Source organism: Corynebacterium tuberculostearicum, assembly GCF_046097255.1.
Taxonomy (GTDB): Bacteria; Actinomycetota; Actinomycetes; order Mycobacteriales; family Mycobacteriaceae; genus Corynebacterium; species Corynebacterium tuberculostearicum_J.
The window spans coordinates 13233-32059 of sequence record NZ_CP175770.1; the positions used below are offsets into that span (position 1 = coordinate 13233).

20 protein-coding genes are annotated in these 18827 nt (G+C 62.1%); 5 read left to right on the plus strand and 15 right to left on the minus strand.

Translation table 11 applies throughout. The annotated features are described in order from the left end of the window. Positions 1–36: 36 nt before the first annotated feature. Entirely contained in the window at positions 37–1350 is a 1314-nt protein-coding gene (locus ACKFRY_RS00055; RefSeq protein WP_408922946.1) for a short-chain fatty acyl-CoA regulator family protein, read from the plus strand. A gap of 70 nt (positions 1351–1420) precedes the next feature. On the opposite strand, the gene ACKFRY_RS00060 is transcribed toward ACKFRY_RS00055, so the two are convergent. The 4 genes from ACKFRY_RS00060 to upp form a co-directional block, all read right to left on the minus strand. After that, positions 1421–2848 (minus strand): NAD(P)H-quinone dehydrogenase, encoded by a 1428-nt coding sequence (locus tag ACKFRY_RS00060; protein WP_179387440.1) that lies wholly within the window; start codon positions 2846–2848, stop codon positions 1421–1423. A 70-nt stretch (positions 2849–2918) separates the two neighbouring features. After that, positions 2919–4109: an amidohydrolase gene (locus ACKFRY_RS00065; protein WP_005322586.1), complete on the minus strand. Its 1191-nt coding sequence runs from the start codon at positions 4107–4109 to the stop codon at positions 2919–2921. Between the two features lie 93 nt (positions 4110–4202). After that, entirely contained in the window at positions 4203–4577 is a 375-nt protein-coding gene (locus tag ACKFRY_RS00070) for a helix-turn-helix domain-containing protein (protein ID WP_179387438.1), read from the minus strand. A 47-nt stretch (positions 4578–4624) separates the two neighbouring features. Then, positions 4625–5260, minus strand: a complete 636-nt coding sequence (upp, locus tag ACKFRY_RS00075) for a uracil phosphoribosyltransferase (protein ID WP_408922947.1) — start codon at positions 5258–5260, stop codon at positions 4625–4627. Positions 5261–5317: 57 nt separating this feature from the next. Between upp and ACKFRY_RS00080 the strand changes: the two genes are divergently transcribed. Genes ACKFRY_RS00080 through ACKFRY_RS00090 form a run of 3 tightly spaced genes read left to right on the plus strand, consistent with a single transcriptional unit; the run spans position 5318 to position 7831 of the window. Next, entirely contained in the window at positions 5318–5596 is a 279-nt protein-coding gene (locus tag ACKFRY_RS00080; RefSeq protein WP_408922948.1) for a chemotaxis protein, read from the plus strand. After that, positions 5597–6541, plus strand: a complete 945-nt coding sequence (locus tag ACKFRY_RS00085; RefSeq protein WP_408922949.1) for a C40 family peptidase — start codon at positions 5597–5599, stop codon at positions 6539–6541. 51 nt (positions 6542–6592) lie between these two features. Continuing rightward, the gene (locus tag ACKFRY_RS00090) at positions 6593–7831 is read left to right on the plus strand and encodes a hypothetical protein (RefSeq protein ID WP_005326765.1); all 1239 of its coding nucleotides are present in this window, start codon (positions 6593–6595) and stop codon (positions 7829–7831) included. A 125-nt stretch (positions 7832–7956) separates the two neighbouring features. Here the strand turns inward: ACKFRY_RS00090 and ACKFRY_RS00095 are convergent, their stop codons facing one another. The 4 genes from ACKFRY_RS00095 to ACKFRY_RS00110 are packed head-to-tail and all read right to left on the minus strand — an operon-like array spanning position 7957 to position 10777. After that, a complete protein-coding gene (locus ACKFRY_RS00095) occupies positions 7957–8139 on the minus strand; it encodes a hypothetical protein (protein ID WP_150851742.1) in 183 nt (60 codons plus the stop codon). A gap of 26 nt (positions 8140–8165) precedes the next feature. Beyond that, positions 8166–9197 carry an alpha/beta hydrolase gene (locus tag ACKFRY_RS00100; RefSeq protein ID WP_408921478.1) on the minus strand — a complete coding sequence of 344 codons (1032 nt, stop codon included), beginning with the start codon at positions 9195–9197 and terminating at the stop codon, positions 8166–8168. Continuing rightward, complete coding sequence (locus tag ACKFRY_RS00105; RefSeq protein ID WP_408922950.1) at positions 9198–9875, minus strand: type 1 glutamine amidotransferase domain-containing protein; 678 nt, start codon at positions 9873–9875, stop codon at positions 9198–9200. An 11-nt stretch (positions 9876–9886) separates the two neighbouring features. Then, positions 9887–10777, minus strand: a complete 891-nt coding sequence (locus ACKFRY_RS00110; protein ID WP_408922951.1) for an adenosine deaminase — start codon at positions 10775–10777, stop codon at positions 9887–9889. A 39-nt stretch (positions 10778–10816) separates the two neighbouring features. Between ACKFRY_RS00110 and ACKFRY_RS00115 the strand changes: the two genes are divergently transcribed. Further along, positions 10817–12022 (plus strand): D-alanyl-D-alanine carboxypeptidase family protein, encoded by a 1206-nt coding sequence (locus ACKFRY_RS00115; protein WP_200435833.1) that lies wholly within the window; start codon positions 10817–10819, stop codon positions 12020–12022. Here ACKFRY_RS00115 and ACKFRY_RS00120 read toward each other — a convergent pair. The 7 genes from ACKFRY_RS00120 to ACKFRY_RS00150 all read right to left on the minus strand — a co-directional run bounded on the left by ACKFRY_RS00120 (position 11985) and on the right by ACKFRY_RS00150 (position 18716). Then, the gene (locus ACKFRY_RS00120; protein WP_408922952.1) at positions 11985–12917 is read right to left on the minus strand and encodes an RDD family protein; all 933 of its coding nucleotides are present in this window, start codon (positions 12915–12917) and stop codon (positions 11985–11987) included. The two genes, ACKFRY_RS00115 and ACKFRY_RS00120, sit on opposite strands and share 38 nt — an antisense overlap. A 55-nt stretch (positions 12918–12972) precedes the next feature. Then, entirely contained in the window at positions 12973–14052 is a 1080-nt protein-coding gene (locus ACKFRY_RS00125) for a YhjD/YihY/BrkB family envelope integrity protein (RefSeq protein WP_250408801.1), read from the minus strand. Between the two features lie 102 nt (positions 14053–14154). Further along, positions 14155–15180, minus strand: a complete 1026-nt coding sequence (gene trpS / locus ACKFRY_RS00130) for a tryptophan--tRNA ligase (protein WP_005322617.1) — start codon at positions 15178–15180, stop codon at positions 14155–14157. 117 nt (positions 15181–15297) lie between these two features. Continuing rightward, entirely contained in the window at positions 15298–15489 is a 192-nt protein-coding gene (locus ACKFRY_RS00135; RefSeq protein ID WP_005322618.1) for a hypothetical protein, read from the minus strand. 51 nt (positions 15490–15540) lie between these two features. Next, on the minus strand, positions 15541–16524 hold the full coding sequence (locus ACKFRY_RS00140; protein WP_408922953.1) for a trimeric intracellular cation channel family protein: 984 nt from the start codon (positions 16522–16524) through the stop codon (positions 15541–15543). Next, a complete protein-coding gene (locus tag ACKFRY_RS00145) occupies positions 16524–17441 on the minus strand; it encodes an exodeoxyribonuclease III (RefSeq protein ID WP_408922954.1) in 918 nt (305 codons plus the stop codon). The genes ACKFRY_RS00140 and ACKFRY_RS00145 overlap by 1 nt, the downstream gene beginning before the upstream one ends. A gap of 21 nt (positions 17442–17462) precedes the next feature. Further along, positions 17463–18716: an MFS transporter gene (locus ACKFRY_RS00150; protein WP_150851527.1), complete on the minus strand. Its 1254-nt coding sequence runs from the start codon at positions 18714–18716 to the stop codon at positions 17463–17465. Positions 18717–18827 lie beyond the last annotated feature (111 nt).

The following is an 18827-nucleotide window of genomic DNA, read 5'->3' on the forward strand; positions in this document are numbered from 1 at the left end:
CACTGTTCACTGCGGCGAAAGGTGACCGAACTAGCGATGACCAAGCATTATGCGGGGGCACGAATCCATGCACTGCGCAAGCAGCGGGGGCTAACACAGGTAGCGATGGCCAAACAGTTGGGACTATCAACCAGCTACCTCAACCAGCTCGAAAACGATCAACGCCCGCTTACCGTCACCGTGCTCATGCAGCTGACCCAGCGCTTCGACGTGGATCCCGGATATTTCGCCGACGACCGCGATACGCGCACCATCACCGACCTACGCCGCATCTTTCCCGACGCTGCCGAAGACTCCTTGGCCGACCTAGCCTCGCGCTTTCCGGAGCTCATGCCCCGCTTCGTCGACGTCGCCACCCGCGCTCCAGCGCGGGAGCGCTCCCCCTTTGAGCTCGTCCGTGAATTTTTCTACGACGCCCATAACTACATCCACGAGCTCGATATCCTAGCTGAAGAGCTCGCCGGCCAACTCGGTGACCGGGTGCTACGCCGCGGCCGTTTAGCGTCCCGCATGCACGAGGATCTCGGCGTTACTGTCCGCTTTTCCCGGCCGGGACCTCGCCGCGACTTCGATCCGGACACCCGGGAGCTTGCGCTTCGTGACGGCCTTTCTGAAGCCCAATTGGTCTTTGAAATGGCGCTCCAATACTGCCTGCTCGCCTACCGCGATGTCTGCGATAACCTCGTCTCCGAGCTTCCTGCCGGCGAGGCGCAAGAACTAGCTACCTTAGGGCTTGCACAGTACTTCGCGGCCGCTGTCACCATGCCCTACCAACCGTTCCTGTCGATGGCTGAGGAGACCCGCTACGATATCGACCTTTTGTGCAACTACTTTGGCACCGGTTTCGAAACCACCGCACAACGCCTGGCCACCCTCCAGCGCCCAGGCCTTACCGGCGTGCCCTTTTCCTTCATCCGCACCGACCGCGCTGGGAATATCTCCAAGCGCCAATCCTCCACCGCCTTCCACTTCGCCCGCTCGGGCGGGTCATGCCCTTTATGGGTAGTCCATCGCGCGTTTGAGACGCCCAATCGCATCACCCGCCAGGTAGCCGCCATGCCGGACGGCCACGCCTACTTGTGGATAGGTCGCTTTGTGCAAGGAACCGCAAAATCTTGGGGAACCCCTCGCAAAGAATTCGCCGTGGGCTTAGGCTGCGATATCTCTGAGGCCGAACGCATTGTCTACGCCGATGCGCTTAATCTAGACGCATCCGCTGCCACCCCTATCGGCCCTGGTTGTACCGCTTGCCCGCGCGAGCATTGTCCCCAGCGTGCTCTTCCTCAAGCAGATCGCCCCATCCAGGTTTCACTCAATCGCACCGCCGAGCATTCTTACTCCACCTTTTAGCGGCGCATGAAAAAGCGCCCGATCTCGACTGATTATCGAGTGCGGGCGCGAAGAGAGGAATTGGTTTCGTTTACTCCAGATCGTCGTGGGCAACGAGGCGTCGCGCAGCCTCGGTGATGGTGCCCGACAGGGACGGGTATACGGCGAAGGAATCGGCCAGCTGGTTCACGGTGAGCTGGTTGGTTACGGCCATGGCGATGGGCAGGATGAGCTCGGAGGCGGTCGGCGCGACGATGACGCCGCCGATAACGCGGCCCGAGGTAGCGCGGCAGAAGAGCTTGACAAAGCCGTGCTGCAGGGAACGCATCTTGGCGCGCGGGTTGGTATTAAGCGGCATGGTGATGGTGCGGGCGGCGACTTCGCCGGCCTCAATCTCTGCCTGGGTGAAACCGACGGCGGCGATTTCCGGACGGGTGAAGACGGCGTTGGCCACGGTCTTCAAGCGCAGCGGGGACACGCCCTCGCCAAGTGCGTGATACATGGCTACGCGGCCCTGCATTGCGGCGACGGAAGCCAGCGGGAAGAGGTCAGAGCAGTCGCCCGCGGCGTAGATGCCGGCAATATTGGTGCGGGAGACGCGGTCAACCTGAATATGGCCAGACTTGGCGGTTTCTACGCCCACGTTCTCCAGCTTCAAGTCCTGAGTATTCGGGATGGAGCCGATAGACATAATGACATGGGAACCGGTAATCTCGCGGCCGTCCTGAGTGGTCACCAGCACGTTGCCGTCCTCAGTGCGGTTGACGGTTTCCACGCGGCAGTTCTTTTCCAGCTCAACGCCGCGCTCGCTAAGCACGGTCTCGAGGACGTCGGCCGCGTCGGCGTCGTCATGCGGCAAAATGCGGTCACGGGAGGCAACCATGGTGACCTTAACGCCTAGCTCCGCAAAGGCAGAGACGAACTCCGCACCGGTCACACCAGAACCGACGACGATGAGGTGCTCCGGCAGCTCGGTGAGGTTATAAACCTGCTGCCAGGTAAGGATGCGCTCACCATCCGGCTGAGCGCCAGGGAGAATGCGAGGGGTGGCGCCGGTAGCTACCAAGACGAGGTCTGCGTTAATGGTTTCTTCGTGGCCGTCCTCGTTGAATACGGCAGTGACCTTATGGCCGCCGAAGGCATCGGCTTCCTGATCCTCTGGGAAGTAGCCGCGGCCATCGATAACGCGGGCGCCCAAGGATTCCACGGTGGCGCGAATATCGGAAGACTGCTTGCTTGCCAGGTCCTGCACGCGCTTATTGAGCGCGGTCAGGGATAGGTCGGCCTGGCCAATGCCCTGGTTAAGTTCCATGTCCTCGGCACGGCGCAGGTCGGTCTTAATATTGGCGCCGGCGATGAAAGACTTGGAAGGAACGCAGTCCAAGATAACGCTGTTACCGCCCATGCCTTGGTCTTCAATAATGGTGATTTCTGCACCATATTTGGCGCCTGCCAACGCGGCCTCATAGCCGGCCGGGCCGCCGCCGATGATGACGATTCGCTTGGTCTGGTTCAACACGCACTTGCTCCTTTATCGGCTCCACTTTAAAAGTCGATTACGAGTTTAACGTGTAGAACCTTTAGATGCGTTAGTCTGTCTCCGCGTTCTCCCCTATGAACTGCTCAACCACGGCGCCGAAGAGTTTGATGCCCACGCCGATGGCCCGCTCGTCCACGATGAGATCACCCATGTGCAGGTCATGCTGCTCGCCTTCGCCGGACCAGCAGCCCAACCGCGCCATGGAACCGGGGACCTTTTCCAGGTACCAGGAAAAGTCTTCGCCGCCGGAGGACTGCGGGGCCTGAACCACGGCCTGCGGGTCGATGGATTGGGCGGCGGAGGCAAGCAGGGCGGTGGCGACGTCGTCGTTAAGCACCGGCGGAACGCCGCGGTTATAGGTCAGCTCGTGCTCTACGCCTACCGGCGCCAGAATCTGCTCCACCAGCTCGGTAAAGAGACTTTGCATATCGCGCCAGATGCCAATATCGGCCGTGCGCATGGTGCCGGTCAAGCTGCCAGTCTCCGGAATGGCATTGGGCGCATAGCCGGAATTGACCTGGCCAAAGACCAAAACGGTGCCGGTGCGCGGGTCAACGCGGCGCGAGAGCAGCGCGGGCAGTTCGGTAATGACCTTTCCTAGGGCATACACAACGTCGGCCGACAGGTGCGGCCGGGAGGTATGCCCGCCTGGGCCCTTGATATTGAGCTCCACGACGTCGGTAGCAGAAGTGATAGCCCCGGCGCGGATACCGATGCGCCCCACGCGCAGCTTGGGCTCGGCGTGGATGGCAAAAATGGAATGCACGCCTTCCAGCGCACCCCATTCAATAACGTCGGTCGCACCGCCGACCCATACTTCCTCGGCCGGTTGGAAGATGACCCGAATACCCAATGGCAGGTCGTGGACGCGCTGAAAATCCGCCACCGCGCAGGCTAGGCCGAGCGCCACGGTGGTGTGCACATCGTGGCCGCACGCATGCATCTTGCCGGGCACCTCAGAGGTATATTCCAGGCCGGTGACTTCGGTGACTGGCAGGGCATCGATATCCGCACGGAAAGCTAAGCGGCCTAGTTCCGTATCGGGGCCGATGTCTACCATGAGGCCGGTCTGGGGGAAGCGCTGTGGCTCCAGACCGTAGTCCTGCAGGATAGAAGCGAGGAAGTTGGTGGTTTCTACCTCTTGGTTCGCGGTTTCCGGGTGGCGGTGAATATGGCGCCGCCACGCGATGACCTCCGCACGGTGGGCATTGAACCACTCGTTGATGAATTCCGAGATCATCCGCGTGCCTTCCCTGTCGTTGAAATACGTCTGGGTGCAAAGTCTACAACTAGACCATGCGGTTCAGTAACTCAGGTGGTGATGCGGGGTGCTCTAGCTCAAGGCGCCATTCCACGTGGCGGCAAACCGACGCCGATCCACATAGCCTTGTGGGAAGGGCGCGACGTCCTCGGCGGCGGCCACCGCGGAATCGGTCAAATGCCCTTCGACCACGTCCCCGCCGGCCGGCAGCAGTACCGCCGGCGGGATTTCTAGAGCCAAGGCCAGCTTATATACCGTAGACAGCTGCGGATCAGCCATGGCGTGCACGCCATTTTCGTTGCGCTCCAGATTAGAAATTTGGCTGCGAGATACCCCAGAAATCTCCGCCAGCGCCTGCTGCGAAATCCCCCGACGCTGTCGCACCCGCCGCAATTGTTGCGAAAATCCGTGGCCGTAGCTCGACCACATTAGATGAATGAAACTCATATTCTCCCCCTGGAAAGTGCGGTCGCCTTTCCAGGAAGAAGATTACCTTAAAGGTCGATATTGCGCGGACCGTAGAGGCGGTCGCCGGCATCGCCCAAGCCCGGCACGATATAAGCATCCTCGTTGAGCGAAGGATCGATAGCGGCGGTGACTAGGCGCACCGGCAGATCGGAGTCAGCCAGCGCATCCACACCCGGCTGCGCCGAGACCATGCAGATGGCGGTGATATCGGTGGCGCCACGATCGGCAAGCAGGCGCAATGCGTGCAGCAGGGAACCACCGGTGGCCAGCATCGGATCCACCACGAACACCGTGCGGCCAGTCAGGTCCTCCGGCAATGCCTCTAGGTACGGCACCGGTTCGTGGGTCTCTTCATTGCGGGCCATGCCAATGAAGCCCACCTGGGCATCCGGAATCATGGACAGGGCTGGGTCCACCATGCCCAGCCCGGCGCGGATGATCGGCACGATAATGGGCGGGTCCTGCAGGCGCGTGCCCTGTGCGGTAGAAACCGGGGTGGCACAGTCGAAGTTCTCCACGGCAAGACCGCGGGATGCTTCGTATACGAGCATGGCGCCCAAGTCTTTCAGTGCGGCGCGGAAAGCGGAGTTATCGCTGCGCGCATCGCGCATGAGGGTAAGGCGGGAGGCGGCAAGCGGGTGGTCTACTACGTGGATGTCCATGACCACCACTTTAAACTTTTTGGGAACCAAATGGGCCATCGGGCAGTCCAATAGGGCATGAGACCTTTCACGATCGATACTGACTATGCCCGCCACCTCGCCCGCGACCTGCACGCCCAGTCCCAAGGGGAGAATCCGCCCCACCCCGTTTTGCCTGAAGATTCCGCATTCACCGCTTTCAACGAGGCGGTGCATGCCGCGCTCGATAATGTGGGCGCGCGTTTAAGCGTGCTGCGCAACGATATGGGGCAGGTTGCCCACTCCGGTTTCCAGATGTCGCGCGAGGCGGAAGACACCGATGCCTCGCTAGGCCAGCACCTTGGGGCGGCGATGTAGATGCTCGATACCGCGCTCAAGCAGATTGCCACCATGCAACCGGCGCAGCTTCCGGAGGTTGAGCTTCCCCGCGTGCCGGATCTCTCCGCCGCCGAGCCTTTGGCCGCCATCGCCCACGGCAACCCCGCTCCCCTACTCGAGTCGGCGAAAAATATCGATCTCGATAATGCAACCATCTCTGCTGCGCTCAGCCAGGCTCGCACCTTGGTGGCGGGCACCATCCGGGATCTGGTGGGCATCGCCACGCAGCTGGTGCGCCAGGCCCTGCCCACCGCGCTGGGTTTCCTATCGCTGGATCCATCGGCGCGTGCCGCCGCTCTGGCTCAGCTTCGCGCGCTTATCTCCCAGCACCTGGGTATGGCCACTGCCCGCGTGCAGCGCCTGATGGGTGATCTCAGCGCGGCCGCTCAGTCCTTGCAGCCGGTAGCGCAGCGGCCGGTGCACTCCGCGCTTGCCGACGCCCCCGTAAGCCCCACCGGTGCCCAGCACTCCACCGCTCTTCCAGAACAATCCGCCGCGGGCGCTGATGCCGGCGCCGACGCCACCGCACACGAGGTATCTTCTCCCCCGCCCGCACCAGAGCCTTCTGCCGAGGGCGGTTCGGCCGCCGGGCAGGCCGCGGTCGCTGCGGCGAAGAGCCAAGTGGGCCAGCCCTACGTATGGGGCGGCACCGGAAACGGTGGCTTTGATTGCTCGGGCCTTACCCAATGGGCTTATTCACAGGCCGGAGTGGACTTGCCCCGCACGGCGGACCAGCAGACGGTTGGTCAGCAGGTTAGCGCGGATCAATTGCAGCCCGGTGACCTGGTGGTATGGGATGGGCACGTGGCAATGTATTCCGGCAATGGCGAAATCGTGGAGGCCGGAGACCCGGTGCAAACCAACCCGCTGCGCACCACAAATATGGGTATGCAATTCAAAGGCTTTTGGCGGCCCACGGCCTAAGGCCGGTGCGGCCTCGCGCGCTGCTTAGGGCGTTGGGTAGACTAAAACGCCATGAGCACCCGCGCAATTGTACCTGTAAAGCTCTCGCTGACCGAGGGCGATTTTTATACCCTCTGGGCACCCAAGTGGCGCCAACATGGCTCCGAGTGGCAGGCCTTTCTGGGCGATGACGAGGCCGTCCTAGCCTTTAACTCACCCGCCGAGCTGCTGTGCTTCGTGGAGTCTGGCACTAAGCATGATTTGCTGGACCACCCGCACTGGGACCAGTTTGCCGGCCGCGATGCGGACCGCGTTACCCCGGCGGAGCGCGATGAGTATGACCTCATCGGCATGCCGGAGGCGCTGGCTGGTCGCCCGAGCCACCGGAACGTATCCACGGTGGCCCGCAACCTGGAGATGGCCTCCGCGCTTGCCGACGTCGCCGGTGCAGAGCACACCACCATCTTCTTCGCCTCCCACTCCATCCTGCGCAACGTCTCCCGCGGCGCCGACCACTACTCCGGCGAACAGGGCATGAGCGAGTGGTCCGGCGTGGGCCACGTCATCGCCGGCAACTGGAAGAAGGTCATCGAGGACCTGGATGAGCACGTCCGCGTGGTCTCCAGCGATGACTTTGATGCGGCCAAGGTCTCCGATGCCAAGGAGCGCATCTCTTCTGCTGCTGCCGCCTCCGCTGCAGCGGCCAAGGAAGCCGAGGAAAAGCGCAAGGCTGCCGCCGAGGCCGCTGACCCGTACGATAACTCCCCGTGGGCCGCCGCCGGCATCGATCCCATCAAGATCACCGCGCAGTCCAAGTCCGTCTACACCCTGCGCACCTACCTGGACGGCAAGCCCATCTTCTTGGGCAAGTGGGGCGAGATTTTCACCTTCGATTCCCCGAAGACCCTCGTGCGCTGGATCATGGACAACGATGACCACGACCTAGCCCGCGTATCCACCTGGGAAGAGGTTGTCGCCGCCGCTAATGCCGGCGAGCTAGAAATTCAGGTCCACCCGGATAACCAGTACTCCTTCAACGGCATCGTGCGCGATATCGAAAAGGGCCCAGAGGCCGTCGATTCCGATCAGATGGCGCGCTGCTATGAGGTATGCGCCGATGCCGCTGACTGGGCAGGCGACGATTCCATTAACTCTTATATGCTGGCTCACCCGCGCCTGCAGGACTACTTGGGCTACATGCTCGGCTCCACCGAGCACGCCGGCTACGTACCGTCCAAGCCATATAACGAGCACGCTGAGTCCTGGAAGGGCTTGGAAGATATGCTCATCAAGCGCTTCTCCAAGTTCTAAACCCGTACCAGGTCGCGCGGCCCCGGCCGCGCGTGGCATCCGCCGCCCCGCGCCTTTGCCCCGCTGCACAGCAGCTGGGCGGAGCGGGGCGGCTTTTGCGTTTAATCGCCCGCTGCTTCTTGCTCCTAGCGTCGGCTCCGGGTCCGGTCGCGCATGTATTTGTCGAAAATCAGCCACACGACAAAGGCGCTGAGGCCAACAATGGATCGGCCCAGGGTTCCTATCCCAAAGACCCCGCCCAGAATCAGGCCGAGCACAATAAGGCTGATGAAAGTTACGACCCACGACACGTGCGTGTTGTATTTCATCGCTCGTCCTCCCTTAGTACGTGACTTTAGAGGTGGCGGCGAAGGTGGTCAATGAGGGCGTCGATAAGCTCGCGCGATTGCGGCGCCTTGGGTTTAATCTGGTCAAACCCGTGATAGGCGCCGGCCCACACGTCGAGGGTGGTGTCCACGCCGGCTGCGTCGAGGGCTTGGGCAAAGGCCACGGATTCATCGCAGAAAAGGTCGATGCCGCCCACCCCGATCCACGTGGGCGGCAGGCCGGAAAGATCACTGCGCGTGGCCGGCGAAGCATAGGGCGGCAGGTCAACATCCAGGTGGTCGTCTCCCAGGTACATCGACCACGCGCCGCGGTTCGGGCCCGCCGTCCAGATGAATTGGCCCACCGCACCGGACTTATCCGTGGTGCGGTGATCCAGCATGGGATAGACCAAGCCGAGCGCGCGGACCGGATGGCCCTCATCCAAGGCCCGCTGGACCAAGCCCGCGGCAAGGCCACCGCCGGCGCTATCGCCGGCGACGGCGATGCGCGAGGTATCCCCGCCCAGCTTATCGCCGTGTTCTTGCACCCAGCGCAGCGCGGCGTAACACTCATCATGATCCGCGGGGAACGGCTCTTGGGTGGATTTGTGGTAGCGCGGGGCTACCACGATGGCACCGAGCTCGGACGCCATGCGGGCATTCTGCGGGTCATACATGGCCGGGCCACCGATGAGATGGCCGCCGCCGTGCGTCCATACGACCACGGGGCGCGGCCCAGCGGTGGCTGCGCCCTGGGCATCGCCGCGTGGGGTAAGCACGCGGGCACTAAAGGCGTGGCCATCGAAGGAAGCGGAAAACTCCGTAATATCCACCGCGTGCCGCACCGGACGGGAGAAATCGATGCTGGCAAAGAAGCGGCTGGCGCGGGCAAAGGTGGCGTCGGCAAGCAGGTGCATAGGCAGGTACAAAATCGGGCTGCGCAGCCCCGGTGCCACCTCACGCAGGTACGGCCGGCGGCTGAGTGCATACGCCGCCATGCCCGCTGCCCCGACCACACCGGTCAGGGCTGCCCCGGCCTTGAGGACTCGCGAAACGCACATTTAGAAATCGCGCAGAATACGCTGTGCCAGCGGCTCAGAGGAAGCCGGGTTCTGGCCGGTGTACAGGTTGCGATCCACGATGACGTTCGGGGACATCGGATCGGTCTCCTGGTAATCCGCGCCGAGCTCGCGCAGGCGGGTCTCCAGCGCCCACTTGGCGGCCGCGATGACGTCCTCGCCCTCCTCAGCGTTGCTAAAAGCAGTCATCTTGTAGCCCTTGAACGGCCAGTTCTCGTTATCCACGGCCAACATCGCTGCCGGGGCGTGGCAGAGCAAGGCAAGCTTGCGGCCGGAATCCATGCGAGCCTGCAGAAGCTTCGCGGAATCCTGGTCATAGGCCAGATCCTCCATCGGGCCATGGCCGCCTGGGTAGAAAATGAGGTCATAGTCTTCCTCATTGACATCGGCCAGGCTCATCGGGTTCTCCAGCGCTACGCCCAACTCTGCCAGGTAGTTTTCCTGCGCCATGCGCACGTTATCGGGCAGAACCTCAAGGCTGTACTCGTCTACCACGGGAGCTTTCGCACCCGGGGTGGCGAAGTGGATATCCCAGCCCGCGCCCTGGAAGGCGCGGTGCGGGGCGATAAGCTCCTCGGCCCAGTAACCGGTCGGGCGCTTGGTGCCATCGGCCAGGGTCCATTCCTCAGCGGCGGTAACAACAAAAAGTACGGAAGGCATGTAATTCTCCTTTAGTCAGTAGTTTCTTCAGCGGCGTCTGCCAAAGACTCTTCAGTGTCTGGGCCTGCCAGCTCGGGGTCTGAAAGTTCCTCGTATGCTGGCAGGATAACCGTTTCTAGCAGATGCTGCCGTAATTCCTGGTCAGCGAAGGAATTCTCCACCGCTTTGACGGTGAGATCGAAAAATTCCTCTAGCCCATAGCCAAAGGTCTCACTGAGCGCGAGGAACTGCTTGGTCAAGGTGGTCTCGCCCGAGGAAATGGTGCAGGTAAAACCCAGCTGCTGCAGCAGTGGTAGTGGGTGGTCGGTCAGATCCTCGGCTTCCTCCAGTGGGGTAAAGACCAGGGGGATATGGCGGTCGCGGATGTAGCCAGAGGCCTTACCCGGCACGATGCCTTCGATATTCGCAGTGAAGTCATCGATCATATTCACCGGGTGGATTAGGCGGTTCACGCCGGCCTGGGCGGCGCGCTCAACTTCCGCGAAGTCCTCGCCCACGTGAATCTGGGTGGGTAGGTAGGCGGCGCGGAAGTCCGCGGCCGCGCCCGCCTCGTCCTGCGGGAGGTTATAGCCCACCACGGGGGCGTCGTCAGGCACTGCTGCCTCAGGGGCCGTGCCGGCCAGGACGAGGCGGGAGTCCAGGGAAGGAATGCGGGCTGCAACGGCGGCTTCAACAACCGCGGCAGCGTCCAGGCCAATCGCTGCTGGATCCAAGTGCAGTTCCGCGTAGACCACGCCGTCTGCGGCTAGGGCTTCGTAGCGCTCACGGATGGTCGCGGTGAGTTCCTCCGGCGTAGCGGCCGTGGAGTTAATGGGCTCAAAGAGGGAGACCTTAGGCAGCTTGGCCACCACGTCGGCGGCGGAGTCCTTGTTTTCAGGGCTAATCAAAGGCGCGTCATGCATGCGTCCCATCGTAGGCACGGGCCTAAGATGTGTCATGTCATGAAAAGAATTATAGCTAGTTCCCTCGTTACCGTCCTGCTCAGCGGCGCACCGCTCGCGCTGGCGGAAGAGCCGGAAACTCCTACCACCATGCGCACCACCGCCCCGGATACCGATAAGTGCCCGCACGCCGAGCGCCCGGAAAAGGCCACCACCACCTCGGAGCGCCTCGCTCCTGGGCAGGCCTCACCCACCCCGCTGCCGCCGGTGGAAAGCAATGAGGCCTGTGGCACCACCCTGCCCGAAGGGTTCAAGGTGGATAAGGATGTGGTGGCCGCGGCGTGGATGGTCTCCGATATCGATTCCGGCGAAATCATCGCAATGAAGGACCCTAACGGCCGCTACCGGCCGGCCTCCATCATCAAGGCACTGCTGGCGCTGGTGGTTATCGACGAACTGGATCTGCACCAGAAGGTCGAGGTGGGCGAAGAATCGGCACAGATTGACGGCTCAGCGGTCGGCATCGGCCCAGGCGGCACGTACACGGTGGAACAGCTTTTGCAGGGCTTGCTCATGGCCTCTGGCAACGATGCCGCGCACGCCCTGGCACAGGAATTGGGCGGCGACGAGGCCACGCTGCGCAAGGTCAATGAGAAGGCGGCCGAGATCGGCACAAATTCCACCTACGCGGCCAGCTACTCTGGGCTCGATGCCCCGGGCATGTCTACCTCGGCCGAGGATATTTCCCGCATTTACCGCGCGGCCTTCCATAACCCGACCTTCGCGCGGATTGTGGATACGGAGTCCGTGGACTTTCCCGGCTGGGGCGACCTTGACGGTTACCAATTAGGCAACGATAACGGGCTCTTCCTCAATGATCCGGATGGCATTGGTGGCAAGACGGGCTTTACCGATGACGCACACCATACCTTCGTCGGCGCGCTTGACCGCCATGGCCGGCGTCTGCAAGCGGTGCTGCTCGATACCACCGTGGAGCACGGCCCGCGCGCGTGGGAGCAGGCCCAGAAGCTACTGCACGAGGCCTATAAGGTGCATCCCGGTGATGGTGTAGGGCAATTGCTTGCCGACGCCCATTCCGACGCCAACTCCCCTGCGTCCCCTGCAGCCACCACGGCACCCGATACCCAGGCGCAATCCGCGAACTCCTCCTTGGCCGGAGTGCAGGGCTGGCTCGGCTGGGTTATCGCCGGCGTCGTAGTGCTGCTGGCTATTTGCGTGGGTGCTTTTTCACTACTTCGGCGTTAGCCCACTCATCGTGGGTGCCGCGGCGATTATTCTTCTCCGAAATAGTGCAGGCGTGCACGCCGGCGCCCACCCAGCTGGCGAACGTACCGGGGCCCGGCACGATATTGACTAGGCGCCACCACTGGCGCTTAGCGGACTGGGTAAGGGTGAGCCGCTCTTTGGTGTCGACGTCGCGCACCGTGTAGCCCATCAGCAGCTTGGCCGGGCTGGCGCCGAGCCAACACTCGGTGCCCAAAACATAGAGCAGCAAGAGAATGGCGCCGCCAATAAACGTCGAAAGCTCATCCACACCGCCGGAGAGCAGCGCGACGCCGAAGCTACCGCTGATGAGTGAGAAAAAGAATAGGTCCAAAATGGCCATGCCGATGCGCGCATCTTGACCGGCGCGCTGGCTAATTTCGGCCGCTGGGTGTTGTAGCAGCGGTGCGGGGACGGCCGCGTTCGCCGTTGCCGGCGGGAATGGATTGTGCTGCGGGTCAAAGGGATTACGCGAATAGGGCGACCCATAGGGGCTCGCGGTCTGCGCAGATCGTGGTTCTTGCTGAGCATGACGGCCTGGCGCCGCCGCCTGACCGGGCTGGAATGACTGAGCTTGCTGCTGGGACTGCTGTGGCCGCGGGTTCCACTGTCCTACCGCGCCCAGCTGTCCTAGGTCTCCCCAGGTGGGGCGCACTCCCGCCGCGCACGCCTTATCGTATTCGACTCGCTTTGCAGCAGAGCCTAAGACGCTGGCAGCGATGCGCAGCTGCGCGCGCCGCGGATGTTCAATGTCGTGGCCTTGCTGCTGTAGCAGCACATCCTTGGACTCCAGCAAGACTAAGAGCTCGTGCTCGCCATCGCGGCGATCTAGTCCCCATTCCTCATAAAGATTCGGTGCGATGTCATTGGCGTTCATAATGCTCTATCTTAAAGCCCACCGGCAGCGGCGGCCTCACCCCTAAGGAGGAGATTTACTTACGGCGCAACAAGCTCCACGCGCCCACGGCCGCGGCGCCTACAGCGGCGCCAACGCCGAAGGTCGCACCTGCAGGCGCGCCTTCCTTGACCTCGTTGCGGACGCGAATAACGGCCGGCTCTGGGACCGGCGGGTGAGCGTACTTCAGGGACTCGGCGGTGGTGGCGGTCCACGCGGAGATGTACAGCACCACGCGCCAAATCAGATACATGACCACCATGAGCACGATGACTGGGCCGAAGACCGCGCCGGCCGGGCTGCCGGTAGCAGAGGACATGATGACCGTAGACAGCTGCTTAAGCAGCTCGAAGGCCACCGCACCAATGGCTGCGCCGATAAGGCCGGACTTCTTCGGCACCTTGGTGCGCGGCAGGATCATAATCAGCCACCACATGACAATGAAGTTGGCCAGAAGGCCCACAGCCAAGCCGACAAAGAAAATCACCAAGTCCATGCCCGAGAAGGACTCGATTCCTACGCGCTCAAAGATCTTCTGGGTAAGGCCGGAGGACCCGGCAGCGGTCACGCCAAAGGCGATGAGGAACGCCACGATAAGGCCAATGAGGCCCACCAGGTCAGACAACTTCTTCTTCAAGAAGGAACCGCCCTCGTTGGCATCGATGCCCCACATGGCCGAGATACCGATGCGCAGGTTATTCATCCATCCCAGGCCGGACCACAGGGTGGTCAAACCACCGATACCGAACATGGCGCCGCGTTGGTCAATGGCGGTATCGAGGATTTTGTTAACCGTATCGCCCATATCGCCATCGATAGAACTGGTGATATGGGATTGCAGATCATTGAGCAGGTCCTCGCGGTTAGCCAAGACGGCGGCGACGGTGGCCACGATCAGCATGGCAAGCGGGAAGATGGAGAGCACCGAATAATAGGTGATGCCGGCGGCAAACTGGTTGCCGCCTTCGGCACCGTAGCGCTCGTTCATGCGCATGAGGTGGTCAACGAATCCGGACTTGGAGCGAATCTTATCTACCGCACCGGGATCGTCGGCATTGGCGCGTTCGATGCCGTAGTGGTCCGTCTTCTTCGAGGAGGATTGCGTGGTGGTAGGCACGTGCTTCCCTTCTTGCTCGCACAGTTTTTATCTCACCTAGAGTAACTGGCAGATGCCCACTTGTCCCTTTGTGGGGTGGGGTGCGGGGGAAGCGGCTGCTTGCTACTTGCGCAGGCGGGGAAGGAAGCCGACCTTTTCATAGACGGCGTCGACAAGCGGCTGGGCAATCTCCTGCGCCGTCTCCGCGCCCTGCGCCAGGATGCGCTCGAGCTCGCCGCGGTCCGCCATCAACTCGTCATAGCGCGCCTTGAGCGGAGTGGTAAATTCCTGCAGCGCGTCGGCGGTATCGACTTTGAGGTGGCCGTAGCCCTGGCCGGCGTACTTTTCCACCAAGGAATCGATGGATTCACCGGTGAGCGCAGACTGGATGACCAGCAGGTTGGACACACCCGGCTGGTTATCGCGGTCGAAGGCCACCGATCCCAAATCATCCGTCACGGCGGACTTGATGCGCTTAGCCGAGGTCTTCGGTGCATCAAGCAGGTTGACCAGGCCCTTCGGGTTGGCGCCGGACTTAGACATCTTGGAGGTCGGCTCTTGTAGGTCATAAATCTTTGCCGCACCCTCCGGGATGAACGGCTCCGGTACCTTGAAGGTCTCGCCATACTTATTGTTGAAACGCTCGGCAAGATTGCGGGTCAGCTCCAGGTGCTGGCGCTGGTCCTCGCCCACCGGCACATAATCCGGCGAGTAGAGCAAGATATCGGAGGCCATGAGGATCGGGTAGGTAAATAGGCCCACCGAGGTGCGGTCCGAGCCCTGCTTGGCAGATTTATCCTTGAACTGGGTCATACGGGAGGCCTCGCCAAAACCGGTAAGGCACTGCAGTACCCAGGTCAGCTCCGCGTGGGCGGGCACGTGCGACTGCACGAAGAGCGTGGACTTTTCCGGATCAATGCCCAAGGCAATGAGCTGTGCGGCACCCGCGATGGTGCGGTTGCGCAGCTCCTCCGGATTTTGCTCCACGGTGATCGCGTGCAGGTCAGGAATGAAGTAGAAGGCGTCATAGCCGTCCTGCAGGTCAATCCACTGCTTCAGCGCTCCCAGGTAATTACCCAGGTGATAGGAATCAGCGGTGGGTTGGATACCGGACAGGACACGGGAAACGGTGGAATTGTCTGCAGTCATGGTGCCTTATCCTACCCCCTAGCCTCGCCGCGCGGTTCACATCCTTCCCCGGCGCCGCCTGAGCGAAGGATCGAAAAATCCCCTGCCCGATTAGGCAGGGGATGCGGCGCAAGGATGTTAGAGCTTGCGGGAGGTGGGGCTGACTACGTCCATCAGGATGGCCCAACCGGATACCATCAGCGCGCCGCCCACGCCCATGAGCACGATGGGGCCGAGGAAAGCGAAGGACGGACCAACAACGGTCCACCACCAGATGCTCAGGCCGAGGATTACAGCGCCGAGGACGAAAGAAATAATTGCGCGAGCCATGAACTTTCTCCGTTGCAGATTACTGAATTTTTTGACCTGCCCATAATAGCACTACTGCTTGTGTTTGGGTGCCTTGCGCTTGCCGACGTCCCCCTTATTAAAGCTCCACTGCTGCTCCACGTCTACTCCCCTCGCCCCTGGCGAGTGCCGGCCGCTCGGCCGCGTAATCGACTGCCGCTTCGGCCGGCGCGCGATGCGGTTGCTCGACATATCGCTGTAGTCCGTTCCTTCGGTCGCGGTAGAAAACGCTCGAGACTTGTTCCTGAAGGTGCGGCTCAAGGGTCGGCTAAGCGGCCGGGTCAGCGGGCGCGTGATCGGGCTGGCATAGCGCGTGGCCGCCCCTGCCTTGCGCTTGGCTTTGCGGGCGCCATCGCGCACGATGCGTGCGGACAAACGCAAACGCGGGTCCATCTGCTGTTCGGCGTCGCGGTATTCGAAGACGGGCAGGCCCTTCTTGAAGTAGATCGCGGCCAAGCGGGCGATAAAGCACACTGCGGCGGTGATAATCGCGGTCGGTTCCTCGGCCAGGCCACTGTGGTACAGAGCCATAAATAGCGCCGCGGCGAGCAGCGAGATAGCGGCGTAGAACTCGCCGGAAAAGACCAACGGGATGCGGTCTGAAAGCAGGTCACGCAGCACGCCGCCAAAGACGCCAGAAATCACTGCGGAAACCGAGGCAATAATGAACCCGTGACCTAGGTGGACCGCGATTTGGGTGCCGAGCACCGAAAAGACTGCAAGCCCCAGGGCATCCAAGATCAGGAAGAGGTGGCGGAAGTAGTGCATGAGGAAAGACATGCCCACCGTCACCACGGCCGCCACGATGACGATCACCAAATAAATGGGGTGCTCAACCCAGGTAAAGGGAGGGTCATCGAGGATCATATCGCGCACCGTGCCGCCGCCCAGCGCCGTCATGGAGGCGATCATGGTGACGCCAAAAAGATCGAGCTTTTGGCGGCCGGCGGACAAGGCGGCGGTCATGGACTCGGCCGTAATACCAACTACATACAGGACGCTAAATAGTGGCGTCATCAGCGGTACTCCACCAGCAGTGGGGAATGGTCGGACCAGCGCTGCTCCACGGTAGGAGCTTTATCCACCCAGGTGCGCTGCGCGCGCTCCAGCATCGGGCGGGTGGCCGCCTGGTAATCGATGCGCCACCCGGCGTTGTTATTAAACGCCTGGCCGCGGTAGGTCCACCAGGTATAAGGACCGTCTTCTTCTGGGTGCAGGCGGCGGGCGACATCGAACCACTGCGGATCTGCGGCCGGGGACCACGGCTCGCCGCCGGCGTACTCGACCACACCCTGCCACTGCCCCAGGTTCTTCTTCTCCTGCGGCTTGTCATCCGGGAACGCGCCAAAGACATGGTCCATAAAGGCGCGCTCTTCCGGCAGGTGCCCGGCCTTTTTTTCGTTGGCCTTATTATTTTTCAGGTCCTGGGCGCGGTGGCAGATATTCCAGTCGCCGCCGATGACCATGTCGGCCGGGCTGCCATCAGAATTCGTGTGCGCCGCGTTCTTCGCCAGCACCTCCTGGAACTCGTCCAAGAAGCGGTACTTTTCATCCAACTTCGGCGAACCGGTATCGCCGGAAGGCAGGTACAGCGAGGCGACGCGAATATCGCGGGTGGTAGCCGCAATCCAGCGGCCGGCGTCGGTAAAGGAGCCGAAGCCCACTTCGACGTCGGCAAGCGGGGTGCGAGACAGGATACCCACGCCGGCGCGGCCCTTTGCGGCGGCGTCGGCAAGAGCTAAGTGCCACCCCGCCTCTAAGGCTGGGGCCAGGGCCTTTTCGGCCTGCTCCGGGGTTGCGCGCACCTCCTGCATGAGCACGATATCGGCCGGAGTCTCCTCTAGCCAGGCGTTCATTCCGGGGTTATTTTCGTTGCGCTGCTTGCACGCAGCGCGGATTCCGTTGACATTAACGCTCGCGATGGTAAGGGTCATGCCAACAGCATATCGGTAAGCCTAGGCGCGGCGAGAAAGGCGCTTTTTATCCCACATCGTCGCAGCCCATACCAGGCAACCCGCAGCCGCTAGGGCCGCACCGGCCAGCGCCGGGGCGGAGTAGCCCAAGCCGGCACCCACCACGGCGCCGCCAATGGTCGCACCGGCCGCGTTTGCGATGTTCAGCGCGGACTGGTTCAGGGCTGCGGCCAGAGTCTGGGCGTCGCCAGCCACATGCACCAAGCGCAGCTGCAGCGAAGGAACCAAGGTGGAGCCCATAAACGCCACGCAGCCAAAGCACAAGGTAGCGGGGATGGCATGGCCGGAGAGGAAGTAGAAGGCCGTCAGGATAACGATGAGGCAGGCCAAGGCAAAGATAATGCCAAACTCCAGGTTGCGGTCAGCCAGCCAGCCGCCAAAGGCATTGCCGATGGTCATGCCGATGCCATAGGCCATGAGCACCACCCAGATGAGGCTCTGGTCCATGCCGGCGACCTCGGTCATGGTCCACGAAATATAGGTATAGACGGAGAACATGCCGCCAAAGCCGACCACGCCCATGATGATGGTGAACCACACCTGGCTGTTTTTGAACGCACCAAATTCGGTGCGGATATCGGTCTGCTTCATCTCCGTCATGTGCGGCATCAGGAAGAACAACGCAATGGCGGTGACAATGCCCAAGGCCACGACCACCAGGTAGGCCGCCTGCCAGCCCAGCGCGGAGCCGAGGGCTTGGGCGGCCGGCACACCAATCACCGTGGCGATGGCCAGGCCCATGCCCACATAAGCCATGGCTTTGCCGCGGCCGCCTGGGGGCGCCATGGATGCGGCAGAAAGGTTAGCCACGGAGAAATAAGCGCCGTGCGGCATGCCCGCAATAAAGCGCGCGACCATGAGGATGGCGTAGTTCGGTGCCAAGACCGAAAGGAGGTTACCCACCACGAGGAAGCCGATGAGCAGCAGGATGAGCCGGCGGCGCGGCAGCTTGCCGGTAAAAGCCGCAATCAACGGGGCACCGACCACCACGCCCATCGCATAGATGGTGATGAGCGTGGAGGCGTTTTCTTCCGAAACGCCAAAATCATCTGCAATAAGCGGCAGCAGGCCCATAGACACGAACTCCGTCGTGCCGATGGCAAACGCGCCCAGGGCCATGGCCACCATGACGATGGCGCGGCGACGGGCGGTAATCTCCGTTTGCAACGGCAGCGGGCGGCGGCGAACGCGGTGTTCGCGTGCGCTGCGCGGGCTGAGCTCATCGATGATTTTCATGGAGAGTGAGGGTACACCCCGTCTGCGCCTGCAGCATGCCCGCAGCGGGGGCTCGTGAATATCTCCACCCCTCCCGCGCATGGGTGACAGCGGCCACGCAACCCTTTTCAA

Excerpts from the sequence above, each read along its gene's own strand:
- ACKFRY_RS00120 (WP_408922952.1), bottom strand. The coding sequence starts at position 12,917 with ATGAACGCCAATGACATCGCACCGAATCTTTATGAGGAATGGGGACTA.
- ACKFRY_RS00110 (WP_408922951.1), bottom strand. The coding sequence starts at position 10,777 with ATGCATGACGCGCCTTTGATTAGCCCTGAAAACAAGGACTCCGCCGCC.
- ACKFRY_RS00070 (WP_179387438.1), bottom strand. The coding sequence starts at position 4,577 with ATGAGTTTCATTCATCTAATGTGGTCGAGCTACGGCCACGGATTTTCG.
- ACKFRY_RS00105 (WP_408922950.1), bottom strand. The coding sequence starts at position 9,875 with ATGCCTTCCGTACTTTTTGTTGTTACCGCCGCTGAGGAATGGACCCTG.
- ACKFRY_RS00140 (WP_408922953.1), bottom strand. The coding sequence starts at position 16,524 with ATGACGCCACTATTTAGCGTCCTGTATGTAGTTGGTATTACGGCCGAG.
- trpS (WP_005322617.1), bottom strand. The coding sequence starts at position 15,180 with ATGACTGCAGACAATTCCACCGTTTCCCGTGTCCTGTCCGGTATCCAA.
- ACKFRY_RS00065 (WP_005322586.1), bottom strand. The coding sequence starts at position 4,109 with ATGATCTCGGAATTCATCAACGAGTGGTTCAATGCCCACCGTGCGGAG.
- ACKFRY_RS00095 (WP_150851742.1), bottom strand. The coding sequence starts at position 8,139 with ATGAAATACAACACGCACGTGTCGTGGGTCGTAACTTTCATCAGCCTT.
- ACKFRY_RS00085 (WP_408922949.1), top strand. The coding sequence starts at position 5,597 with ATGCTCGATACCGCGCTCAAGCAGATTGCCACCATGCAACCGGCGCAG.
- upp (WP_408922947.1), bottom strand. The coding sequence starts at position 5,260 with ATGGACATCCACGTAGTAGACCACCCGCTTGCCGCCTCCCGCCTTACC.
- ACKFRY_RS00090 (WP_005326765.1), top strand. The coding sequence starts at position 6,593 with ATGAGCACCCGCGCAATTGTACCTGTAAAGCTCTCGCTGACCGAGGGC.
- ACKFRY_RS00080 (WP_408922948.1), top strand. The coding sequence starts at position 5,318 with ATGAGACCTTTCACGATCGATACTGACTATGCCCGCCACCTCGCCCGC.
- ACKFRY_RS00100 (WP_408921478.1), bottom strand. The coding sequence starts at position 9,197 with ATGTGCGTTTCGCGAGTCCTCAAGGCCGGGGCAGCCCTGACCGGTGTG.
- ACKFRY_RS00145 (WP_408922954.1), bottom strand. The coding sequence starts at position 17,441 with ATGACCCTTACCATCGCGAGCGTTAATGTCAACGGAATCCGCGCTGCG.
- ACKFRY_RS00055 (WP_408922946.1), top strand. The coding sequence starts at position 37 with ATGACCAAGCATTATGCGGGGGCACGAATCCATGCACTGCGCAAGCAG.
- ACKFRY_RS00150 (WP_150851527.1), bottom strand. The coding sequence starts at position 18,716 with ATGAAAATCATCGATGAGCTCAGCCCGCGCAGCGCACGCGAACACCGC.
- ACKFRY_RS00135 (WP_005322618.1), bottom strand. The coding sequence starts at position 15,489 with ATGGCTCGCGCAATTATTTCTTTCGTCCTCGGCGCTGTAATCCTCGGC.
- ACKFRY_RS00115 (WP_200435833.1), top strand. The coding sequence starts at position 10,817 with ATGAAAAGAATTATAGCTAGTTCCCTCGTTACCGTCCTGCTCAGCGGC.